At 44.9% G+C, this 17,688-nt stretch carries 15 protein-coding genes; 13 read left to right on the top strand and 2 right to left on the bottom strand.

Annotation, left to right across the window (positions count from 1 at the left end):
• The first annotated feature begins 13 nt into the window (after positions 1-13).
• From HGO97_RS03555 to HGO97_RS03520, 8 genes are all read left to right on the top strand, one after another.
• Positions 14-1,060 (top strand): zinc-dependent alcohol dehydrogenase, encoded by a 1,047-nt coding sequence (locus HGO97_RS03555; protein WP_216239498.1) that lies wholly within the window; start codon positions 14-16, stop codon positions 1,058-1,060.
• Positions 1,061-1,071: 11 nt separating this feature from the next.
• The gene (locus HGO97_RS03550) at positions 1,072-1,881 is read left to right on the top strand and encodes a sugar phosphate isomerase/epimerase family protein (protein WP_216239495.1); all 810 of its coding nucleotides are present in this window, start codon (positions 1,072-1,074) and stop codon (positions 1,879-1,881) included.
• 30 nt (positions 1,882-1,911) lie between these two features.
• The gene (locus HGO97_RS03545; RefSeq protein WP_216239493.1) at positions 1,912-3,927 is read left to right on the top strand and encodes an NAD(P)/FAD-dependent oxidoreductase; all 2,016 of its coding nucleotides are present in this window, start codon (positions 1,912-1,914) and stop codon (positions 3,925-3,927) included.
• 80 nt (positions 3,928-4,007) lie between these two features.
• Positions 4,008-4,772: a type I 3-dehydroquinate dehydratase gene (aroD, locus tag HGO97_RS03540; protein ID WP_246597278.1), complete on the top strand. Its 765-nt coding sequence runs from the start codon at positions 4,008-4,010 to the stop codon at positions 4,770-4,772.
• Positions 4,773-4,788: 16 nt separating this feature from the next.
• Positions 4,789-6,006 (top strand): MFS transporter, encoded by a 1,218-nt coding sequence (locus HGO97_RS03535; RefSeq protein WP_216239489.1) that lies wholly within the window; start codon positions 4,789-4,791, stop codon positions 6,004-6,006.
• Positions 6,007-6,043: 37 nt separating this feature from the next.
• A complete protein-coding gene (locus HGO97_RS03530) occupies positions 6,044-6,538 on the top strand; it encodes a TRAP transporter small permease (protein ID WP_216239487.1) in 495 nt (164 codons plus the stop codon).
• Positions 6,526-7,812, top strand: a complete 1,287-nt coding sequence (locus tag HGO97_RS03525) for a TRAP transporter large permease (RefSeq protein ID WP_216239485.1) — start codon at positions 6,526-6,528, stop codon at positions 7,810-7,812. Before HGO97_RS03530 ends, HGO97_RS03525 begins: the two co-directional genes overlap by 13 nt.
• 29 nt (positions 7,813-7,841) lie before the next feature.
• Entirely contained in the window at positions 7,842-8,846 is a 1,005-nt protein-coding gene (locus HGO97_RS03520) for a TRAP transporter substrate-binding protein (RefSeq protein WP_216239843.1), read from the top strand.
• 122 nt (positions 8,847-8,968) lie between these two features.
• Here HGO97_RS03520 and cptIN read toward each other — a convergent pair whose 3' ends face one another.
• Positions 8,969-9,388: a type III toxin-antitoxin system CptIN family toxin gene (gene cptIN / locus HGO97_RS03515; protein ID WP_246597277.1), complete on the bottom strand. Its 420-nt coding sequence runs from the start codon at positions 9,386-9,388 to the stop codon at positions 8,969-8,971.
• 434 nt (positions 9,389-9,822) lie between these two features.
• On the opposite strand from cptIN, the gene HGO97_RS03510 reads away from it, so the two are divergent.
• The 5 genes from HGO97_RS03510 to HGO97_RS03490 all read left to right on the top strand — a co-directional run bounded on the left by HGO97_RS03510 (position 9,823) and on the right by HGO97_RS03490 (position 17,373).
• Entirely contained in the window at positions 9,823-11,538 is a 1,716-nt protein-coding gene (locus HGO97_RS03510; protein ID WP_216239484.1) for an AAA family ATPase, read from the top strand.
• The gene (locus HGO97_RS03505) at positions 11,456-12,658 is read left to right on the top strand and encodes an AAA family ATPase (protein ID WP_330654158.1); all 1,203 of its coding nucleotides are present in this window, start codon (positions 11,456-11,458) and stop codon (positions 12,656-12,658) included. Before HGO97_RS03510 ends, HGO97_RS03505 begins: the two co-directional genes overlap by 83 nt.
• A gap of 81 nt (positions 12,659-12,739) precedes the next feature.
• The gene (locus tag HGO97_RS03500; protein WP_216239476.1) at positions 12,740-13,303 is read left to right on the top strand and encodes a TetR/AcrR family transcriptional regulator; all 564 of its coding nucleotides are present in this window, start codon (positions 12,740-12,742) and stop codon (positions 13,301-13,303) included.
• A gap of 210 nt (positions 13,304-13,513) precedes the next feature.
• A complete protein-coding gene (locus tag HGO97_RS03495) occupies positions 13,514-15,487 on the top strand; it encodes an oleate hydratase (RefSeq protein ID WP_216239475.1) in 1,974 nt (657 codons plus the stop codon).
• A 248-nt stretch (positions 15,488-15,735) separates the two neighbouring features.
• On the top strand, positions 15,736-17,373 hold the full coding sequence (locus HGO97_RS03490) for an AAA family ATPase (protein ID WP_216239474.1): 1,638 nt from the start codon (positions 15,736-15,738) through the stop codon (positions 17,371-17,373).
• A 50-nt stretch (positions 17,374-17,423) separates the two neighbouring features.
• On the opposite strand, the gene HGO97_RS03485 is transcribed toward HGO97_RS03490, so the two are convergent.
• Positions 17,424-17,687, bottom strand: a complete 264-nt coding sequence (locus HGO97_RS03485) for a hypothetical protein (RefSeq protein WP_216239473.1) — start codon at positions 17,685-17,687, stop codon at positions 17,424-17,426.
• Between the last annotated feature and the right edge of the window lies 1 nt (position 17,688).

Genomic DNA, 17,688 nt, shown 5'->3' with positions numbered 1-17,688 from the left:
GGAGGGAATCATTATGAAAGCGTATTGCTATGTAGAGCCATTTAAAATAGAAGAGCAGGAACGTCCGACTCCGGAACCGGGCAAAGGACAGGTTAGAATTAAGGTGAAGGCAGTCTCCATCTGCGGATCAGACAGCGGCGGATTCAAAGGGACCAGCGCCATGCGTGTCGCACCGCTGGTCATGGGACACGAATTTTCCGGTATTGTAGATAAATACGGGGAGGATGTGAAAAACCCTTCCGTCCCGGTGGGCGGCAGAGTCGTGGTATATCCCAACATCCCATGCGGGGAGTGCCCGGACTGCAAGGCGGGGCTTCCGAACCTGTGTGAGAACCGTTTTATACCAGGAACGACAATGCCGGCAGGAGGTTATGACGGAGCCATGGCAGATTACGTGGTGGTTCCAGCCGACAAGCTCATCCCGATTCCAGACAGCATGAGCTTTGAAGAAGGCTCCATGTTCGAACCAACATCTGTTGCACTGCGCGGTGTCAAGATGCTCAGTGATGTGAAGGACAAAGTGGTGACTGTATTTGGTGCCGGCCCGATCGGACTTCTGGCTCTGGAATGCTTAAAGAGCCTGGGTGCAAAGGATGTAATCTGCATCGACCTGAATGAACAGCGTCTTGAGAAGGCACTGGAATGCGGGGCATCTTATGTGATCAACTCCGGCAAGGAGGACCCAGTTGCAAAGGTCATGGAAATTACAGGTGGAAAAGGTGCAGATGCCGGTGCAGACTGTGTCGGAATCGCAGTCAGCTTAAACACCAGTATGAAGATGGTGAAAAACGGTGGCGAGATCGCGATGATTGGAATGGCTACAGAGCATATGGATGGATTCGAGTATAAATATGCGGTCGCACATGAGATGAAATTGAAAGGCAGCTACTGCTACGTTGACGAGTTATATGAAATTCCGGAATTGATCACATCAGGAAAAATCGACTTAAAGAAACTGATCACGTCCGTTGTTCCGATGAATCAGGTACAGAAGAAGATGGAAGAGCTTGTATCCGGTAAATCTACAGATGTGAAGATCATCTTAGTTAACGAAGAATAGGGGGCAGCCTGATGAGAATGAAGACCAGCCATTTCGGTTTTGTAAAAGAGGCAGATCAGATCGCCGCTGCAGGATACGATGGCATTGAACTGCACATTAAGGAAATCATGTCCTTTGATGACCAGGAATATCAAAAAGCCAGAAGGCTTGTAAAGGACAGCGGCCTGGCAAGTGAAGTATTTGACAATCCCCTGCCCCTGGATGTGGTGATTGCAGACGATGATTTTGATTTTAAGTATTACACCGAATATCTGAAAAAGGCCGTTGACCGGACAGCAGAAATGGGCGCCAGATATTTCGTCTATGGAAACGGGAAGACGAGAAGTCTTCCCGAGGGGGATAAGCGGGAAGAAGCCGTGAAAAAGAATGACCAGCTCATCGTGACTTTATGTGAGATCGCGTCCCAGTATAACGTGACGATCATGATGGAGCCTCTGGCAGATGCTATCTGCAATTCTGTTTTAAGTGTCCCACAGGCTTATGAATATGCGAAAAAGCTGGGACAGAAAAATTTAAAGACTCTGTTAGACTTCCGATGGTTCATCGCGGGAGGACATCCGTATTCAGATATTGTAGAGTATGCAGATTTTATCAAGCACGTCCATGTAGACAATCCGCTGCTTCCTTTCCCGGAAAGGCGTGTTCCGATGCTGGACGATGGATTTGACTACAGCCAGTTATTTAACACCTTGAAGGCAATTTCCTATAAAGGATACATTTCCTATGAGGCAAATACATTCGATGATTATGAGCAGGATTTAAGAAAAGGACTAAAGCTGCTTAGACATTATGACATTCACCCCTACGGGTGTGATGAATAAATAGAAGAAGCGTAAGAAGGAGTAATCGATATGAAGAAACATGAAAAATATCCAAAATTATTTGAACCGTTCACAGTGAAAAGAATGACAGTGAAAAACCGAATATCAATGGCGCCTATGGGCACGAACTATGGGGAGCAGAATGGAGAAATGAGTTTTCTTCATATGGATTACTATGAGCAGAGGGCACAGGGCGGCGTAGGACTGATCATCGTGGAAAATGCATGCGTGGACTTTCCTTTAGGCTCTAACGGCACCACGCAGATTCGAATCGACCATGATAATTACATCCCCAGACTTTATAAGCTCTGTGAATCTGTTCACCAGTACGGCACCTGCATTGCCATTCAGATCAATCATGCCGGGGCATCTGCCCTGGAGAGCCGGATTGGAATGCAGACTGTGTCATCATCTGATGTCCCTTCCAAATCGGGCGGATGCATCCCAAGACCTCTGACCAAAGAGGAAATCGAAGGAATCGTTAAAAAATACGGTGAGGCGGCGAAGCGGGCACAGACAGCAGGCTTTGATGCAGTCGAGATTCATGCCGGACACGGATATCTGATCAGCCAGTTTCTCTCCCCGACCATGAACCACCGTACCGATGAATTTGGCGGAAGCCCGGAAAACAGGGCCCGCTTTGCTAAAATGGTCATGGAAGAAGTCAGAAGACAGGTGGGACCATTTTTCCCGATCTTCGTCAGAATCAGTGCAGATGAGTTGACAGAAGGCGGCAACACATTGGAGGATACGAAAGAACTCTTGACTTATTTCCAGGAGGAAGCGGATGTCATCGATGTTTCCGCAGGACTGAACAATTCCCTGCAATACCAGATCGACAGCTGCCAGCTGGAAGACGGATGGCGTTCCTATATGTCCAGGGCAATCAAGGAGACTTTTGGAAAACCGACCATTACGACTGGAAATATCCGTTCCCCGAAACGTGCGGAGGAAATCCTGGAAAAAGGAGAAGCTGATTTTATCGGCATAGGCCGTGGGCTGATTGCAGACCCGGAATGGGTCAATAAGGTAGAATTCGGTGAAGAAGACAACATCCGCAAATGTATTTCCTGTAATATCGGATGTGCAGGACACCGGCTTGCACAGAATACCCCGATCCGCTGTACGGTCAATCCGCTGGTGAACCGCTGGGAGGATAAGACACAGAAGGTGGTAAAGCCGTGTAATGTGGTAGTTATCGGCGCAGGAACCGCCGGACTGGAGGCAGCCTGTACCGTAGCCGAGGCAGGATGCCAGACCTTCCTGATTGAGAAAAAGGATGTGCTGGGCGGACTGGCTTCTGAAATCAGCAAAATACCGGACAAACGGAGAATTCATGATTTTGTAGACTATCTGACCAACCGTGCGGAAAAACTGCCGAATCTCTATACATTTACAGAGACAGAAGCAACTGGAAAGCTGGTAAAATGTCTGAAACCGAATATCATCGTCAACGCGACAGGTTCCAAGCCGCTGCTCCCGCCGATCGAAGGGCTGCATGAATGGATTGACCAGGAGGGAAGCAGGGTGTACTCTATCCTGCGGATGATTGACAGTCTGGAGAGTTTCCCGGAAAATCTGGAAGGGAAAAGAGTGGCTGTTATCGGAGGAGGCGCCGTAGGCCTCGATGTGGTTGAGTTCTTTGCTCCAAGAGGGGCAGATGTGACGATTGTGGAGATGCTGGATCAGATCGGAAGGGACTTAGACCCGATCAGCAAGCTTCGGATGAAGGAAATCAGCAGTAAATACCGTGTCAGGGAAATGACAAAGACGGCATTGACAAAAGTGTGCGAGAGCCATTTTGAGGTGAAGACTCCGGATGGCGGTATCGAAGAACTGACATTTGACTACGGATTTGTCTGTCTGGGAATGAAATCCTTAAGTCCGGTTCTGGAAGAGATTGAGGAAACGTTCAGTAACGACAGTAAGGTGGAAATCATCAACATCGGTGACAGTGTCCGCGCGCGGCGTATCATCGAAGGAGTCCAGGAAGGACATAATATCCTGAATGTACTGCGCAAACACGGATATCTTGCAAATAAATAAGGGAGCCAAAGTCGACAGGATGTACTTTGTAACTAAGGCTCGATATGACCGAGCCTAAGTTACATAAGCAGGAGGTAAGCATGAGAAAAACAATTAAAATCAGGAATATGGAACTGGGCGCGGGACGCCCCAAGGTGTGTGTACCGATCACTGCCATAGAGGAAGAGGAGATTTTGAGAGAGGCAAGGCTTGCCGTTGAGGCGAAAGCGGATCTGGTTGAATGGCGGGCTGACTTTTTTGCCGAGGCGGATGATATGGAGAAGACTGTGAGGCTGGGCAGCAGGCTGCGTGATGTAATGGGCAGCAGACCAATTTTATTTACATACCGCACCGAGGGCAGCGGGCACAGTATGGAACTGGAAAAATATATTGAACTGAATCAGCGCATGGCGGATGCCGGGGATGTGGACCTGTTAGACATTGAACTTTTTATGGGAGATGAGGTCTGCCAGAAGTTCTGTGAATATGCACATGAGAGAAATAAAACGGTGATCATCTCCAACCATGATTTTGACAAGACGCCAAATGATCAGGAAATCGTGGAACGGATGTGCAAGATGAGAAAACTGGGCGCGGACGTGCCGAAGGTGGCCGTGATGCCAAGGAATGCGGAGGACGTATTGACTTTGTTATCTGCGACCAATCAGTATGCGAATGCACATGCTGACGGCCCCCTGATCACGATGTCGATGGGGTGGCTGGGACAGTTAAGCCGGATCAGCGGTGAAATCTTCGGGTCAGCACTGACATTTGGAAGTACCACGCGTACATCTGCCCCTGGACAACTGGATATTGCTGATTTAAAATATGTTCTGGATGTACTGCATCGCCCGGAAAACGTTTAAAGAGGAGTAGAGGAATATGAGCGGGAATATCACAAAAGCATCTGCCCCGAACCGGAAATATCTGGGGAGTGCATTTATTTTATATTTGAATTTTTTTATCCATGGAATCGGCTGTTCGCTTCTGGGACAGCAGGTGATTAAGGAGTTCCTGGCAGGACAGTGGGGGACGGGCGTGGAAAAGGTGACCATGGTCGCAGCGGCACTGGGGCTTGGAAGACTGATCACCCTGCCGTTTTCCGGACCAATTTCAGACCGAATGGGACGCAGACCGTGTGCATTGATGGGAATTGCCTCTTATGCGTTGTTTTTCATTGGAATTGCATTTTCACCGAATATGACGGTCGCTTATATTGCGGCAGTCCTGGGCGGGGCAGCAAACTCATTTTTAGACACGGGAGTCATTCCGGCCTGTGTGGAGATTATGGAGCCAAAATCAGGACTGGCGACAATGCTGACGAAACTGTTCATCTCTGTGGCACAGCTCATCCTTCCATTTATCATGGGAGCGCTGGCGGCAGCGAACCTTCCGTATTCTGTACTGATGTATGTGTCTGCGGCGGCAATTCTGGTAATCGGAGTGCTGGTCTTTAAGATCCCTCTGCCGGAGAATAAAAAGGCGGAAGGGAAGGCAGATTCTTTCCTGGGCAGCCTGAAAAAGGCAAAATTCACCATGGAGAGTGTAGCTTTGATCGTGATTGGGTTTACCTGTACCGCAACCTTCCAGCTCTGGCTGAACTGTGCACAGACCTTTGGAAAAGAAGTGGCTCACATGGCAGATCCAAGTTTAATGCAGACTTATTATTCCGCAGGAACGATTGCAGCGATCTTTATTACTTCTATATTGGTAAATAAGTTCCTGCCGGTCCGTTTCCTGGCGATTTACCCGGCAATTGCGGCGGCAATGCTGATTGCGGTGTATGTGGTAAAAACTCCGTTTATCTGCCAGGTCGGTGCATTTGTGATCGGTTATTCGGCAGCAGGAGGTGTGCTTCAGCTTGCAACGGCAACGGTCAATGACCTGTTCCCGACGATCAAAGGAACGATCACCAGTATTATTATGATCGCTTCCAGTCTTTCGAATTACACCATCCTGTCACTTGCCGGTTCTATGCAGGCTTCTAAGGGAGCCGCTTCTGTCATCATGCTGAATATCGTGATTACTATAATCGGTGTGGTGCTGGCATTATTTGTAAATCTGCGCTACGGCAGACTGACGGAAAGTTCACGCGGCTAAACAGACGTTAAAGTCTCCGCCAGAATGGGAGGATTCTATGAAAATATTGAAATGGCTGAATCAGTATTTTGAGGAGGCGGTGCTGATCGGACTTCTTATGATTATGACGCTCATCATGGGAGTGCAGATCTGTGCCAGATATTTGTTCAACTTTTCCCTGTCATGGACAGAGGAAATTACAAGATATCTTTTTGTATGGAGCGGCTTTTTAAGTATCGGGTTTGGGGTTCAGAGATCCATTGCGATCAGGTTGGAACAGCTGACAGATAAGCTGAAAGGAAAGGCAAAGTCAGCGATATTTATTCTGGATTATCTGATTGAATTTGTGTTCTTTGCCTATATGATCCCGGCGGCTTACCGGTATTTTGTGACCGCGATCCAAAGTGGACAGGTAAGCCCGGCCTGTGCAATGCCGATGTGGATTCTGCAGGCAGCACCTGTTGTGGGATTTGTGCTGGTGGAATTCCGGCTGCTCCAGAAGATTTATCTGGAAATCAAAAAGGTGAGGGGGATGAAAACATGTCAGCAGTAGGCGTATTTCTGATCTTTATTATATTATTGTTTATTTCCCTGCCGATCGCTTCCTCACTGGGAATCGCATCGATCCTGCCGGGAGCATTTGATGCGGATTTTCCAGCAAGTGTTTCTTATGTGATCCGCTCCATGTTAGGCGGTGTGGACAGCTTTCCGCTGCTGGCGATACCGATGTTCGTACTGTCCGGTATCATCATGGCGCGGGGCGGTGTGTCCAGGAAATTATTTGATATTTTCACCTATTTTATCGGGAAAAGAAGGGCAGGGGTGCCCTGTGCGGTCATTATCACGTGTCTGTTCTATGGTGCTATATCCGGCTCCGCTCCGGCAACGGTAGCGGCGGTAGGAAGCATGACCATTCCGATCCTGATCAATCTGGGATATGATAAAACATTTTCCACAGCCATCGTGGCAGTGGCAGGAGGCCTGGGTGTGATTATCCCTCCGAGCATCCCTTATATCCTGTATTCCATGGCATCCGGTGAATCCGTAGGCGCGCTGTTCAAGGCCGGTATTGTTCCGGGAATTCTGATTGCAGTGCTTCTGATGCTGTATGCCAGCTATTATTGCCGGAGATACGGGGAGGACCGGGAAAAGATTGAAGAAGTGGTTGATATCCTGAGAAAACGGGGATTTCTGCACCTGATGAAGGAAGGAATCTGGGCACTTCTGACACCAGTCATCATACTGGGATGCATTTACGGAGGTATCGCGTCTCCTACAGAAGCAGCTGTGATTTCGGTATTTTATGCATTATTTGTCAGTATTGTGATCTATAAAACGCTGAAAATAAAGGATGTCATCGCAATCTGCTCCGAGGCAGTGCATACATATGGACCGCTGATGTTTATCTTGATTGCTTCCACAGCATTTTCCAGGGTACTCACATTGATGCAGGTGCCACAGGCGATCAGCGGCTGGATCCTGGATAACTTTACAGGTGCTGTTGTGATTCTGATTGTGATTAATCTGTTCCTGTTAATTGTTGGAATGGTCATGGACACGAGCCCGGCTATCCTGATTACGACTCCGATCCTTCTGCCTATCATCGTGCAGATCGGAATGAGTCCGGTGCAGTTCGGTATTGTCATGGTCATCAACCTGGCAATCGGTTTTGTGACTCCGCCGATCGGAGTCAACCTGTTTGTGGCAAGCTCACTTTCGGATATTCCGGTCATGAGCATTGCGAAAAAGGCATTTCCACTGATCATCATTTTCCTGATTGCGTTAATGCTCATTACGTTTATTCCGGCAATCAGCCTGGCATTGTAAAGGAGGAAAGGCGTGTGAAAGATAAAAAAATGCGGGTATTTTGTATCCTTCTTGCAGCGTTACTTACAGTCTGTATGGCGGGATGCGCGAAAGAAAAAGAAAGTAAGGACGACGTACAGACGTACTCATGGCCTCTCGGAACAGGCAGCCCGGAAGATACGGTCACACAGGTCTTTGCGGAGAAATTTGCCGAGGAGGTGGAAAACTTAAGCGATGGCAGGATGCACATCGAGATCTACCCCAATTCTACGGTCGGCAATGACCGGGAACTGCTGGAAAGCTGCAAGGAGGGGGATATTCCCTTTGTCGTACAGAGTACAGCTCCACAGGTGAGCTTTATGCCGGAGATGGCAGTTTTTGATCTGCCGGTAGCTTTCCAGACAATTGAAGAAGCGAGGGCAGCGGTGGATAACCCTGAATTTTATGAGAAGATCGTGAATATATTCGAGCAGAATGGGTATCAGCTGCTGGGCATGGCGGACCAGGGGTTCCGCGTGATGACGACGAATAAGAAGATCACGAAGTTATCTGATTTTAAAGGCCAGAAGATACGGACCATGGAAAATGCAAACCATCTTGCTTTCTGGCAGGCACTGGGCACCAATCCTACCCCAATGGCATTCAGTGAGGTCTATATCGGATTGCAGCAGAATACGATTGATGCGGAGGAAAATCCATGTGAGGTGATTGTCTCAGGAAAATTGTATGAGCAGCAGGATTATGTGGTGGAGACGAATCATCTGCCGCATTACATCAGTCTGTATGTGAGTGATGAGCTCTTCCAGGGGCTCGATGAGAAGCATCAGGAGATCATTACTGAGGCGGGGGCGATTGCTACGGCCTACGCGAGGCAGCAGGCCGATGAGAGAGTCGATGACAGGATGCAGATCATGGAAGAGTCGGGGACTGAGGTGATTGAACTGTCGGATGAAGTCTTCGAGGAGATGCGCAAGGTGTGTGAACCGCTTTATGAAGAGATACAAGGACAGGTCGGGGACGAGCTGGTGGAGCTGTATATATCGGGGGAGAAGTAGGAAGGCAGAGTTCGAATCTCGCCTTTAAATCGGGGGAATTAAAAGAAAGTTTTGGCGCAGCGGGTGGACGCTGCGCCTTTATAGATAAGATTTATATAATATATGAGGCTTCGAGTGTAATTTTATATAGCCTTCCTTTTATTGATTAAAGTTTCCATTAATGTATAGATACGGTCAATATCAGCAAAGAAAAGAGAAACACCTCGTTTGTGTAATCGTAAATTGTAATTTAAGTTTTTCATAATCCGTTTTTGAGTGGTGTCATGTATCGTTAATGCTTGTCCCTGGCTGATATGTATATGATCAAAATAGTCTGGAATAATAGGAAATGCATTTTGTATCAAGTAGGCGGCGTCCCATCCACCACATTTTCCTAATACAATTTTTGTACATTTTTTGTATTTGCGTATCTGTGACTCATAGATTTTTTTGTATTTGCTAAATTTCGAACTTACTGGAACCATCCAAAAGATTTCTGAATTTTGTGTATCCTGTATGGCAAGAAAGTGGGGGCGGTAACTTCCCCTTTCTTTATTACTCATTAATGATGATCTTTTACATCATCGAAAAAAGAATCTTTAATATGATAAAGAAAGCCTGATCTTATTTCCATAAATCTCCTTAATAGAAATCCCCACCACAAGGGTGGGGACATGATTTTCGCACCGAATAATTTATAAATCCGCACCATCGGTAAGCGGAAACATTTGACACACTGAATAATTTATAACCCGCACCATCAGTAAGCGGGAACATTTTCTATAATTTTATTATATGAAGTATACTCAAAAAAAGCAAGAAAAATTCAATTAATCTTTTATAAAATATTTTGATTGAGCTACAGTTCTTACGTGCCATTCGCCAAAGCCCATTCTTGGAGCTAACTAAGCAATTACTACTAATATCCACTCTATTGCAATGCTCACATATTCTGGGTATAATGATAAAAGAACACCACCAGAAAGGGCGGATTGCAATGAGAAAAGCCATACCGATCGGATATGAAGATTTCCGGGAGATGATTGAAAAGGATTTATACTATGTAGATAAGACATTGATGATAAAAGAACTGTTAGATAGTGCAGGAAAAGTCAATCTGATCACCAGGCCGCGCAGATTCGGAAAGACACTGAATTTAAGTATGCTCAGATATTTCTTCGAAGCAGAGAAAGGAACAGATGGAGCGCCGGCAGATAACAGTTTCCTTTTCAATGGGCTTAAGATCAGTACATGTGGAGAACGATATCTGTCACATCAGGGAAAATATCCAGTGATTAATCTGTCATTGAAGTCTGCCAAGCAGCCCGATTTTGATATGGCATTTCAGATGTTAAGGCGTACAATAGCAGACGAATTCAGGAGACATGCTTTCCTGTTGTCAAAGCTGACAGAGGGAGCAGATTGTGAACGTTTCCGGCTGCTCATGTCCGGGCAGGGAGAGCTTGCAGATTATGCGGATGCACTGGCATTTTTGTCCCGGCTTTTATCTGAGGAGTATGGCAGGAAAACAGTGATTCTGATTGATGAGTATGATGTACCACTTGAAAATGCATATTTTCGTGGTTTTTATGATACGATGAGTGATTTTATCCGGACGCTGTTTGAATCCGTGCTGAAAACAAATCCTCATTTGGAATTTGCTGTGATTACCGGATGCCTGCGGATCAGCAAAGAAAGTATTTTTACCGGGATGAATAATTTAAAGATCCACTCTATTCTATCAGGCGGATATTCTGACAGTTTTGGATTTACACAGGAAGAGGTAACAGAGATCCTTTCTTACTATGACCTGTCCAGGAAGCAGGATGAAGTCAGGAAATGGTATGACGGTTATCTGTTTGGAGATACAGAAATCTACAATCCTTGGAGTATTTTGAACTATGTAGATGCAGTGGTCATGAAGCCGGATGCATTTCCCGAGCCATACTGGTCCAATACTTCCTCCAACAGTATCATCCGGGAATTAGTGGAAAGAGCTGATCTGGAGACCAGGAGTGAGATCGAACGTTTAGTTGCCGGAGAGACGATAGAAAAGCCTGTGCATGAAGACATTACTTATGGAGATATTTACGAATCTCAGGACAACCTGTGGAATTTTCTGTTTTTCACGGGGTATCTGAAAAAGGCGGGCGAACGAAGAGAAGAAGAATTTACTTATCTAACCCTTGCCATACCGAATATTGAAGTGCGTTTTATTTACCGGCAGACAATTTTGAAATGGTTTGAAAAGAGAGTAAAGCAGCAGGATATGACGCCTTTGATTACTGCAATTGAAAATGGAGACGGTAATGCCTTCGGAGATTTTGTTTCCGAACAGCTGGCGGAGTCAATCAGCTTCTTTGATTATGCCGAGAATTACTATCATGGTTTTCTGGTAGGACTGTTAAAAAGCTCCGGGAGATATGAGATTCTGTCTAACAGGGAGAGCGGCAGGTCAGATATTATCATGAAAGAACAGAAATTTCGTGGACGTGCGGTGATTTTGGAATTGAAGTCCGCACGGGATTATTCAGAGATGGAAGAATTGTGTCATAAGGCACTCAGGCAGATTGAAGAGAAAGAATATGAGGCGGCACTGAGGAGTGAGGGGTATCGTGAAGTGCTGAAATATGGAGTGTGTTTCTTTAAGAAGGGATGCATTGCATTATGTGGAAAAAGAAAAGGGGAAGACAATGGGCGTTTATTTGAATAGTAAAACGGCATACACTTTATATAAGAAAGAAACAAAGCAGCCATATTTCGTGGATAAATCACTTATGTTAGTGGAATTGTTTCCCTTGATTAAGCAGGGAAATAATCAGATCTGCATTACCAGACCGAGACGGTTTGGGAAAACGGTTATGGCCAACATGATCTCCTCTTTCCTTTCCAGAGGCTGTGATGCAGAGGATATTTTTAATGGACTTCAAATTTCTGCAAGTGAAAAATATAACCAATACCGGAATAAGTATTCAGTAATCCATATTTCATTTAATAAACTGCCACGGCAATGTAATTCATATAGGGAGTATATTAACCGTATTGAACGGATTCTGATAAAAGATTTGAAAGATGAATATCCAGAAGTAGAAGTGAATGAGACAGATGCTGTATGGGATGTCCTTATGTCGATCTATGCTGTAGATGATACTGCACAGTTTATTTTTATTCTGGATGAGTGGGATTTTATTTTTCATCAGGATTTTGTGACTGATGAGGATAAAAGAGAATATTTGTCTTTTTTAAGAGACTTATTAAAGGATATGCCATATGTTGTCTTTGCATATATGACAGGAATTCTTCCGATAGCAAAGTATTCAAGCGGTTCAGAGTTGAATATGTTTGTGGAATTTACTATGGCAAAATCACCGGCATTTTCGGACTATTTTGGATTTACAGAGGCGGAGGTATCGAATCTGCATGGGCGGTATCTGAACATATGCGAGACACCGGAAATCACACAGGAAGGGCTGCGCACCTGGTATAACGGATATCATACGGCTGCAGGAGAGAGGGTCTATAATCCACGTTCTGTAGTTTTGGCATTGCAATATAATCATTTGGAAAACTATTGGACAAGTGCCGGTCCCTATGACGAGATATTTTATTATATTGAACATAATGTTGACGATGTCAGAGACGACTTGGCATTGATGGTGTCTGGTACTGCTGTGCCTGCCAAAATTCAGGAGTATGCAGCGACTTCAATGAATCTGCAGACGAAGGATGAAATTTTTTCTGCTATGATTGTCTATGGGTTCTTAAGCTACGAAAATGGCAGGGTGAGTATTCCGAATCAGGAGTTGATGGAAAGGTTTGAAGATATGCTGTAGGAATCAGTTATAACAGAGTAGATAAAAAACATAGCTGCAGGATTGAAGTTTTGAAAGATACGAAATAAGAAGGAATATACCATGTCTAACACTACAAAATACGCCCTGGAGGCATCTTTAAAGAAGTTGCTCCTCCAGAAGCCAATCGATAAAATTACAATCAGCGACCTAACGAACGACTGCGGCATCAGCCGCATGGCGTTCTACTACCATTTTAAGGACATCTATGACCTGGTAGAATGGGTCTGCCTGGAGGATGCGACAAAAGCTTTACAAGGTAAGAAGACATACGATACCTGGCAGGAGGGGCTTGAGCAGATTTTCGAGGCGGTGATTGAGAACAAGCCTTTTATCATGAATGTTTACCATACGCTGAGCAGAGAGCAGATCGAGAATTACCTGTTTAAGCTGACCCATAACCTGCTGATGGGCGTGGTGGAGGAAAAGTCTGCCGGGCTTGAGATTACGGAGGAAGAGAAAGCCTTCATCGCAGATTTCTACAAGTATGGATTTGTGGGGATGATGCTGGACTGGATCAAGCAGGGGATGAAGGAAGATTATCAGGAAATCACGGAACGGCTCAGTACTACTTTGAAGGGAAATATTACGAACTCAATACATAACTTTACAAAGCAGGAGGATTGATAAGTTTTTTATCAAACCTCCTGTTTTGTAAATTGCACGCCGAAATAGAAAAGATTATGATGTGACTGTAGCAAAGATAAGAAGCCCATTTGAATAGAGAAAGTCTATTGGAATACAGAAAGTCCACAAGGGGCATCTTATAAAACAACAGTATATAATCTGTTTTACCTGGAAAAAGGTAAAAACAATTTTAGAAAGGCGGTCACGGTTATGTCAAAAAAGGGAACAAAATTAGGTGTTGCTTCTGCAATCGCAGTTGGTGCAGGTGCGGCTGCATTATATGCTAAGAGATCAAAAGAGAATAAGGAAGCAGAGAAGAAAGAAGAGAAGGTTTCAAGTGGTGAAAATGAATACCGCAATACAGAACTCGGCAAACATGAGAAGAACAGCAAGGGAATCTACTACACCAATGGCAATTATGAAGCATTCGCACGTCCGGAGAAACCAGAGGGTGTGGATGACAAGAGCGCTTACATCGTAGGAAGCGGCCTGGCTTCTTTGGCAGCAGCTTGTTTCCTGGTGCGTGACGGGCAGATGGAAGGCTCCCACATCCACATTTTAGAGGCAATGGATATCGCAGGCGGAGCATGTGACGGAATTTTTGACGCAACCCGCGGCTATATCATGCGCGGCGGACGTGAGATGGAGAACCACTTCGAATGTTTATGGGATCTGTTCCATAGTATTCCATCCATCGAGACGCCGGATGTGTCTGTATTGGATGAATATTACTGGCTGAATAAGCATGACCCGAACTATTCTCTGTGCCGTGCGACCGTGAACCGCGGAGAAGATGCACACACGGACGGAAAGTTCAATTTAAGCCAGAAGGGCTGCATGGAGATCATGAAGCTTTTCATGACAAAAGATGAAGATCTGTATGATAAGAAAATAGAAGATGTATTCGACGAGGAAGTATTTGACTCTACTTTCTGGCTGTACTGGCGGACCATGTTTGCATTTGAAAACTGGCACAGTGCATTGGAAATGAAGTTATATTTCCAGAGATTCATCCACCATATCGCAGGACTGCCGGATTTCAGCGCCCTGAAATTTACGAAATATAATCAGTATGAATCCTTGATCCTGCCAATGCAGAGATACCTGGAGGCAGCAGGTGTTGACTTCCAGTTCAATACAGAAGTGACCAATGTACTCTTCGACATTCAGGAAGGCAAAAAAGTGGCAACAGCGATCGAGTGCAAGGTAAAAGGCGTGGAAAAGGGAATTCTGCTGACAGAAAATGACCTTGTATTTGTCACAAATGGAAGCTGTACAGAGGGAACAATTTATGGAGACCAGAACCATGCGCCGAACGGTGATGCAGAGGTCAGAACGAGCGGCTGCTGGAATCTCTGGAAAAATATCGCAAAACAAGACCCATCCTTCGGTCACCCGGAGAAATTCTGTTCCGATATCCCGAAGACAAACTGGGAATCTGCGACAATTACAACACTGGATGACAAGATTATTCCTTATATTACCAACATCTGCAAACGCGATCCAAGAAGCGGCAAGGTGGTAACAGGCGGTATCGTAAGCTGCAAGGATTCCAGATGGCTCATGAGCTGGACCATCAACAGACAGCCGCAGTTCAAGGGGCAGGACCCGGAGAAGGTCTGTGTTTGGGTATACGGTCTATTTACAGATGTGGAAGGCGACTATGTGAAGAAGCCGATGAGAGACTGCACCGGAAAAGAAATTACTGAAGAGTGGCTCTATCATATTGGAGTTCCGACCGAACAGATACCAGAGCTGGCAGAACACAGTGCAGTCTGCGTTCCGACCATGATGCCTTATATCACAGCATTCTTCATGCCGAGAACAAAAGGTGACCGCCCGGATGTCATCCCGGATGGATGTGTGAACTTCGCATTCCTGGGACAGTTTGCCGATACACCGAGAGATACCGTTTTCACGACAGAATATTCCGTAAGGACCGCGATGGAGGCAGTCTATGGCCTGCTTGGCGTGGACAGAGGTGTGCCGGAAGTATGGGGAAGCGTCTATGATGTCCGTGAGCTGCTCGACAGCTCTGTGAAGCTGATGGACGGAAAATCTCCGCTTGAGATTGAACTGCCGGGACCGCTGAATGTACTGAAAAAGCCATTGATCGGACTGGTGAAGGGAACCGTTGTGGAGAAACTGCTGAGAGATCATAACGTGCTGAAAGAAGGCATGTAAGAGATTCTGGATCGGCTGCGTGGAAGAGATTTTGTAAAGTAAGTAAATAAATGCTTTGATATACGGTAGCATATCAATAGTTGTTTAGAAAATAAGAACCCTGTAATGCTCATTTCGTTTAATAGCATTACAGGGTTCTTATAGTTTTGCGGGAGAGAGAATTGTTCACAGGGGGCTTTTACGAGTTAGGTTTTCGTGGTACAATAATCATCTAAAGCAATCCCAAATTCCAGGAAGCAGGTGAGATTATGAAGGATATCGCATTAGGCATACAGGACTACCGGAAAATTATTGAGAACAACTACTACTACGTTGATAAGACACGTATGATAAGTGAATTTTTAGAACGAAAAGCAGAGGTAACCCTGATCACACGTCCCCGCAGATTTGGAAAGACTCTAAATATGTCAATGCTGGCAGAATTTCTGGATATAACCAAGGATTCAAAGGCGATTTTTGAAGGTACGGAGATTATGCAGACTTGCTATGCGAATGAAATGAATCAATTTCCGGTTATTTTTTTATCCTTTAAAGATGCAAAGGGAAATAGAAATCTGCTGATTAAACAGGTGAAGCTTGCATTGCTAGCAGAATATCAGAGATTTTCAGTTGTATTTAATCAGCTGTCACATATTGACCGGAAGATTTATGAGCAAACGCTCAGCGAACTGTTAGATTATAATACAGGCAGCCTGACAGGAATAGATAATGCGTTGTCTTTTTTATCCAGAGCAGCGTTTCACTACTATCAAAAGCCAGTAATCATGTTGATTGATGAATATGATACGCCTTTTTTAGAAGCACATTTAAATGGATTTTATGATGAAGTCCACAGTGAACTTTCTGTGATGCTGTCATCGGCTTTGGAAGGAAATGAATCTCTGTATCTTGCCATGCTTACAGGGATACAAAGAGTAGCCAAAGAAAATATTTTTTCAGGTCTGAATAATCTTTTAGTCTGTACTGTGAAGGATCCAGAATTCAAAGACTGTTTTGGATTCACTATGGCTGAGAGTGAAAAACTGCTTGACTACTACGGAATGGAATTGGATGAGAAAGTTAAGTCCATGTATGATGGGTATTCTTTTTCGGGAGCAGAGATCTATAATCCATGGTCCATTCTTAACTATGCGCAGAGAAAAAGTTTACAGCCATATTGGGTGAATACAAGTGAAAATAAGATGATTCGGTCTGCCATGACTCAATGTGATAAATCATTTTACCGAAATTATGATAAGTTGATAGAGTCGGGAACCCTTACAACTTCTGTTCAGCCTGAAAATTCGTTTTATGAAATGCCGAGTACATCTTCTTTGTGGGGACTTTTATTGAATTCGGGAATGATTACGATTGAGCATGAATTGGAACCAGGATATTATCAGGTGCGGATACCGAATCAGGAAGTAAAGTCCGCGTTTATCGGAATCACAGAATATTACTTACAGATTCAGGATGGAGCTCTTGGTAATTTGTTTGGGGCACTTCGGCATAGTGATATAGAGGGGTTTATTGCGCAATACCGTGTTCTGTTAGAAACTCTGCCATCTTATCATGATTTGAAAGATGAAAACAGTTACCATATGATGATGCTTGGCATTTGCATTACACTTTCTGGTGATTATGAAATCAGTAGTAACAGGGAATGGGGATATGGAAGAAGTGACATTTTGCTTCGTTCCAAAAGTCCTGCCTCTCCTCATGTGATAATGGAATTTAAGTATACAAAAGATACATCTTATGATCTCGAAAAATTGGCTGAAGAGGCATTACAGCAGATAGAAGAGAAGCGTTATGCGGCAGGACTGGATGGAACGGTCTTGTGCATTGGATTGGGACATCGGGGGAAATGTATGGAAGCAGTGTGGAAAATAGATAGGAAAAAATAAAATGAAGGGAGATCGTGCCGGCGGCAGTTCTCCCTTATTCTCGCTCTGTTCTATAACCGGATCGACACAAATGTCCCGTCAGAAGCCTCCACATGTACGATTTCCAGACCTTTGTTTTCCTTTATAATATCCATGCATTCCCAAAGAATCATATTCAGGTTCTCTCTTGTGACCAGAGCTGCATAGGGTTCAGGTGTATTTGTTCTCATCTCAATGAACAGCCTTTCCGGGAGGAACTTAAGGACGAATCCGGCCATGGAAACAGGGACAGGCATGGAAAACCGGAAGTCCTTTGTTCTGATCTTAATCTTCATA

This window comes from Faecalicatena faecalis (assembly GCF_012524165.2).
Lineage (GTDB): Bacteria > Bacillota > Clostridia > Lachnospirales > Lachnospiraceae > Faecalicatena_A > Faecalicatena_A faecalis.
Note: the sequence above shows the minus strand (reverse complement) of the source record. Positions and strands in the feature narration are given on the sequence as shown.

Bases quoted from the DNA above. Each gene is read 5' to 3' on its own strand.
- HGO97_RS03500 (WP_216239476.1), top strand. From the start codon at position 12,740: ATGTCTAACACTACAAAATACGCCCTGGAGGCATCTTTAAAGAAGTTG.
- aroD (WP_246597278.1), top strand. From the start codon at position 4,008: ATGAGAAAAACAATTAAAATCAGGAATATGGAACTGGGCGCGGGACGC.
- cptIN (WP_246597277.1), bottom strand. From the start codon at position 9,388: ATGAGTAATAAAGAAAGGGGAAGTTACCGCCCCCACTTTCTTGCCATA.
- HGO97_RS03520 (WP_216239843.1), top strand. From the start codon at position 7,842: ATGCGGGTATTTTGTATCCTTCTTGCAGCGTTACTTACAGTCTGTATG.
- HGO97_RS03485 (WP_216239473.1), bottom strand. From the start codon at position 17,687: ATGAAGATTAAGATCAGAACAAAGGACTTCCGGTTTTCCATGCCTGTC.
- HGO97_RS03510 (WP_216239484.1), top strand. From the start codon at position 9,823: ATGAGAAAAGCCATACCGATCGGATATGAAGATTTCCGGGAGATGATT.
- HGO97_RS03555 (WP_216239498.1), top strand. From the start codon at position 14: ATGAAAGCGTATTGCTATGTAGAGCCATTTAAAATAGAAGAGCAGGAA.
- HGO97_RS03505 (WP_330654158.1), top strand. From the start codon at position 11,456: ATGGAGTGTGTTTCTTTAAGAAGGGATGCATTGCATTATGTGGAAAAA.
- HGO97_RS03535 (WP_216239489.1), top strand. From the start codon at position 4,789: ATGAGCGGGAATATCACAAAAGCATCTGCCCCGAACCGGAAATATCTG.
- HGO97_RS03495 (WP_216239475.1), top strand. From the start codon at position 13,514: ATGTCAAAAAAGGGAACAAAATTAGGTGTTGCTTCTGCAATCGCAGTT.
- HGO97_RS03550 (WP_216239495.1), top strand. From the start codon at position 1,072: ATGAGAATGAAGACCAGCCATTTCGGTTTTGTAAAAGAGGCAGATCAG.
- HGO97_RS03530 (WP_216239487.1), top strand. From the start codon at position 6,044: ATGAAAATATTGAAATGGCTGAATCAGTATTTTGAGGAGGCGGTGCTG.
- HGO97_RS03525 (WP_216239485.1), top strand. From the start codon at position 6,526: ATGTCAGCAGTAGGCGTATTTCTGATCTTTATTATATTATTGTTTATT.
- HGO97_RS03545 (WP_216239493.1), top strand. From the start codon at position 1,912: ATGAAGAAACATGAAAAATATCCAAAATTATTTGAACCGTTCACAGTG.
- HGO97_RS03490 (WP_216239474.1), top strand. From the start codon at position 15,736: ATGAAGGATATCGCATTAGGCATACAGGACTACCGGAAAATTATTGAG.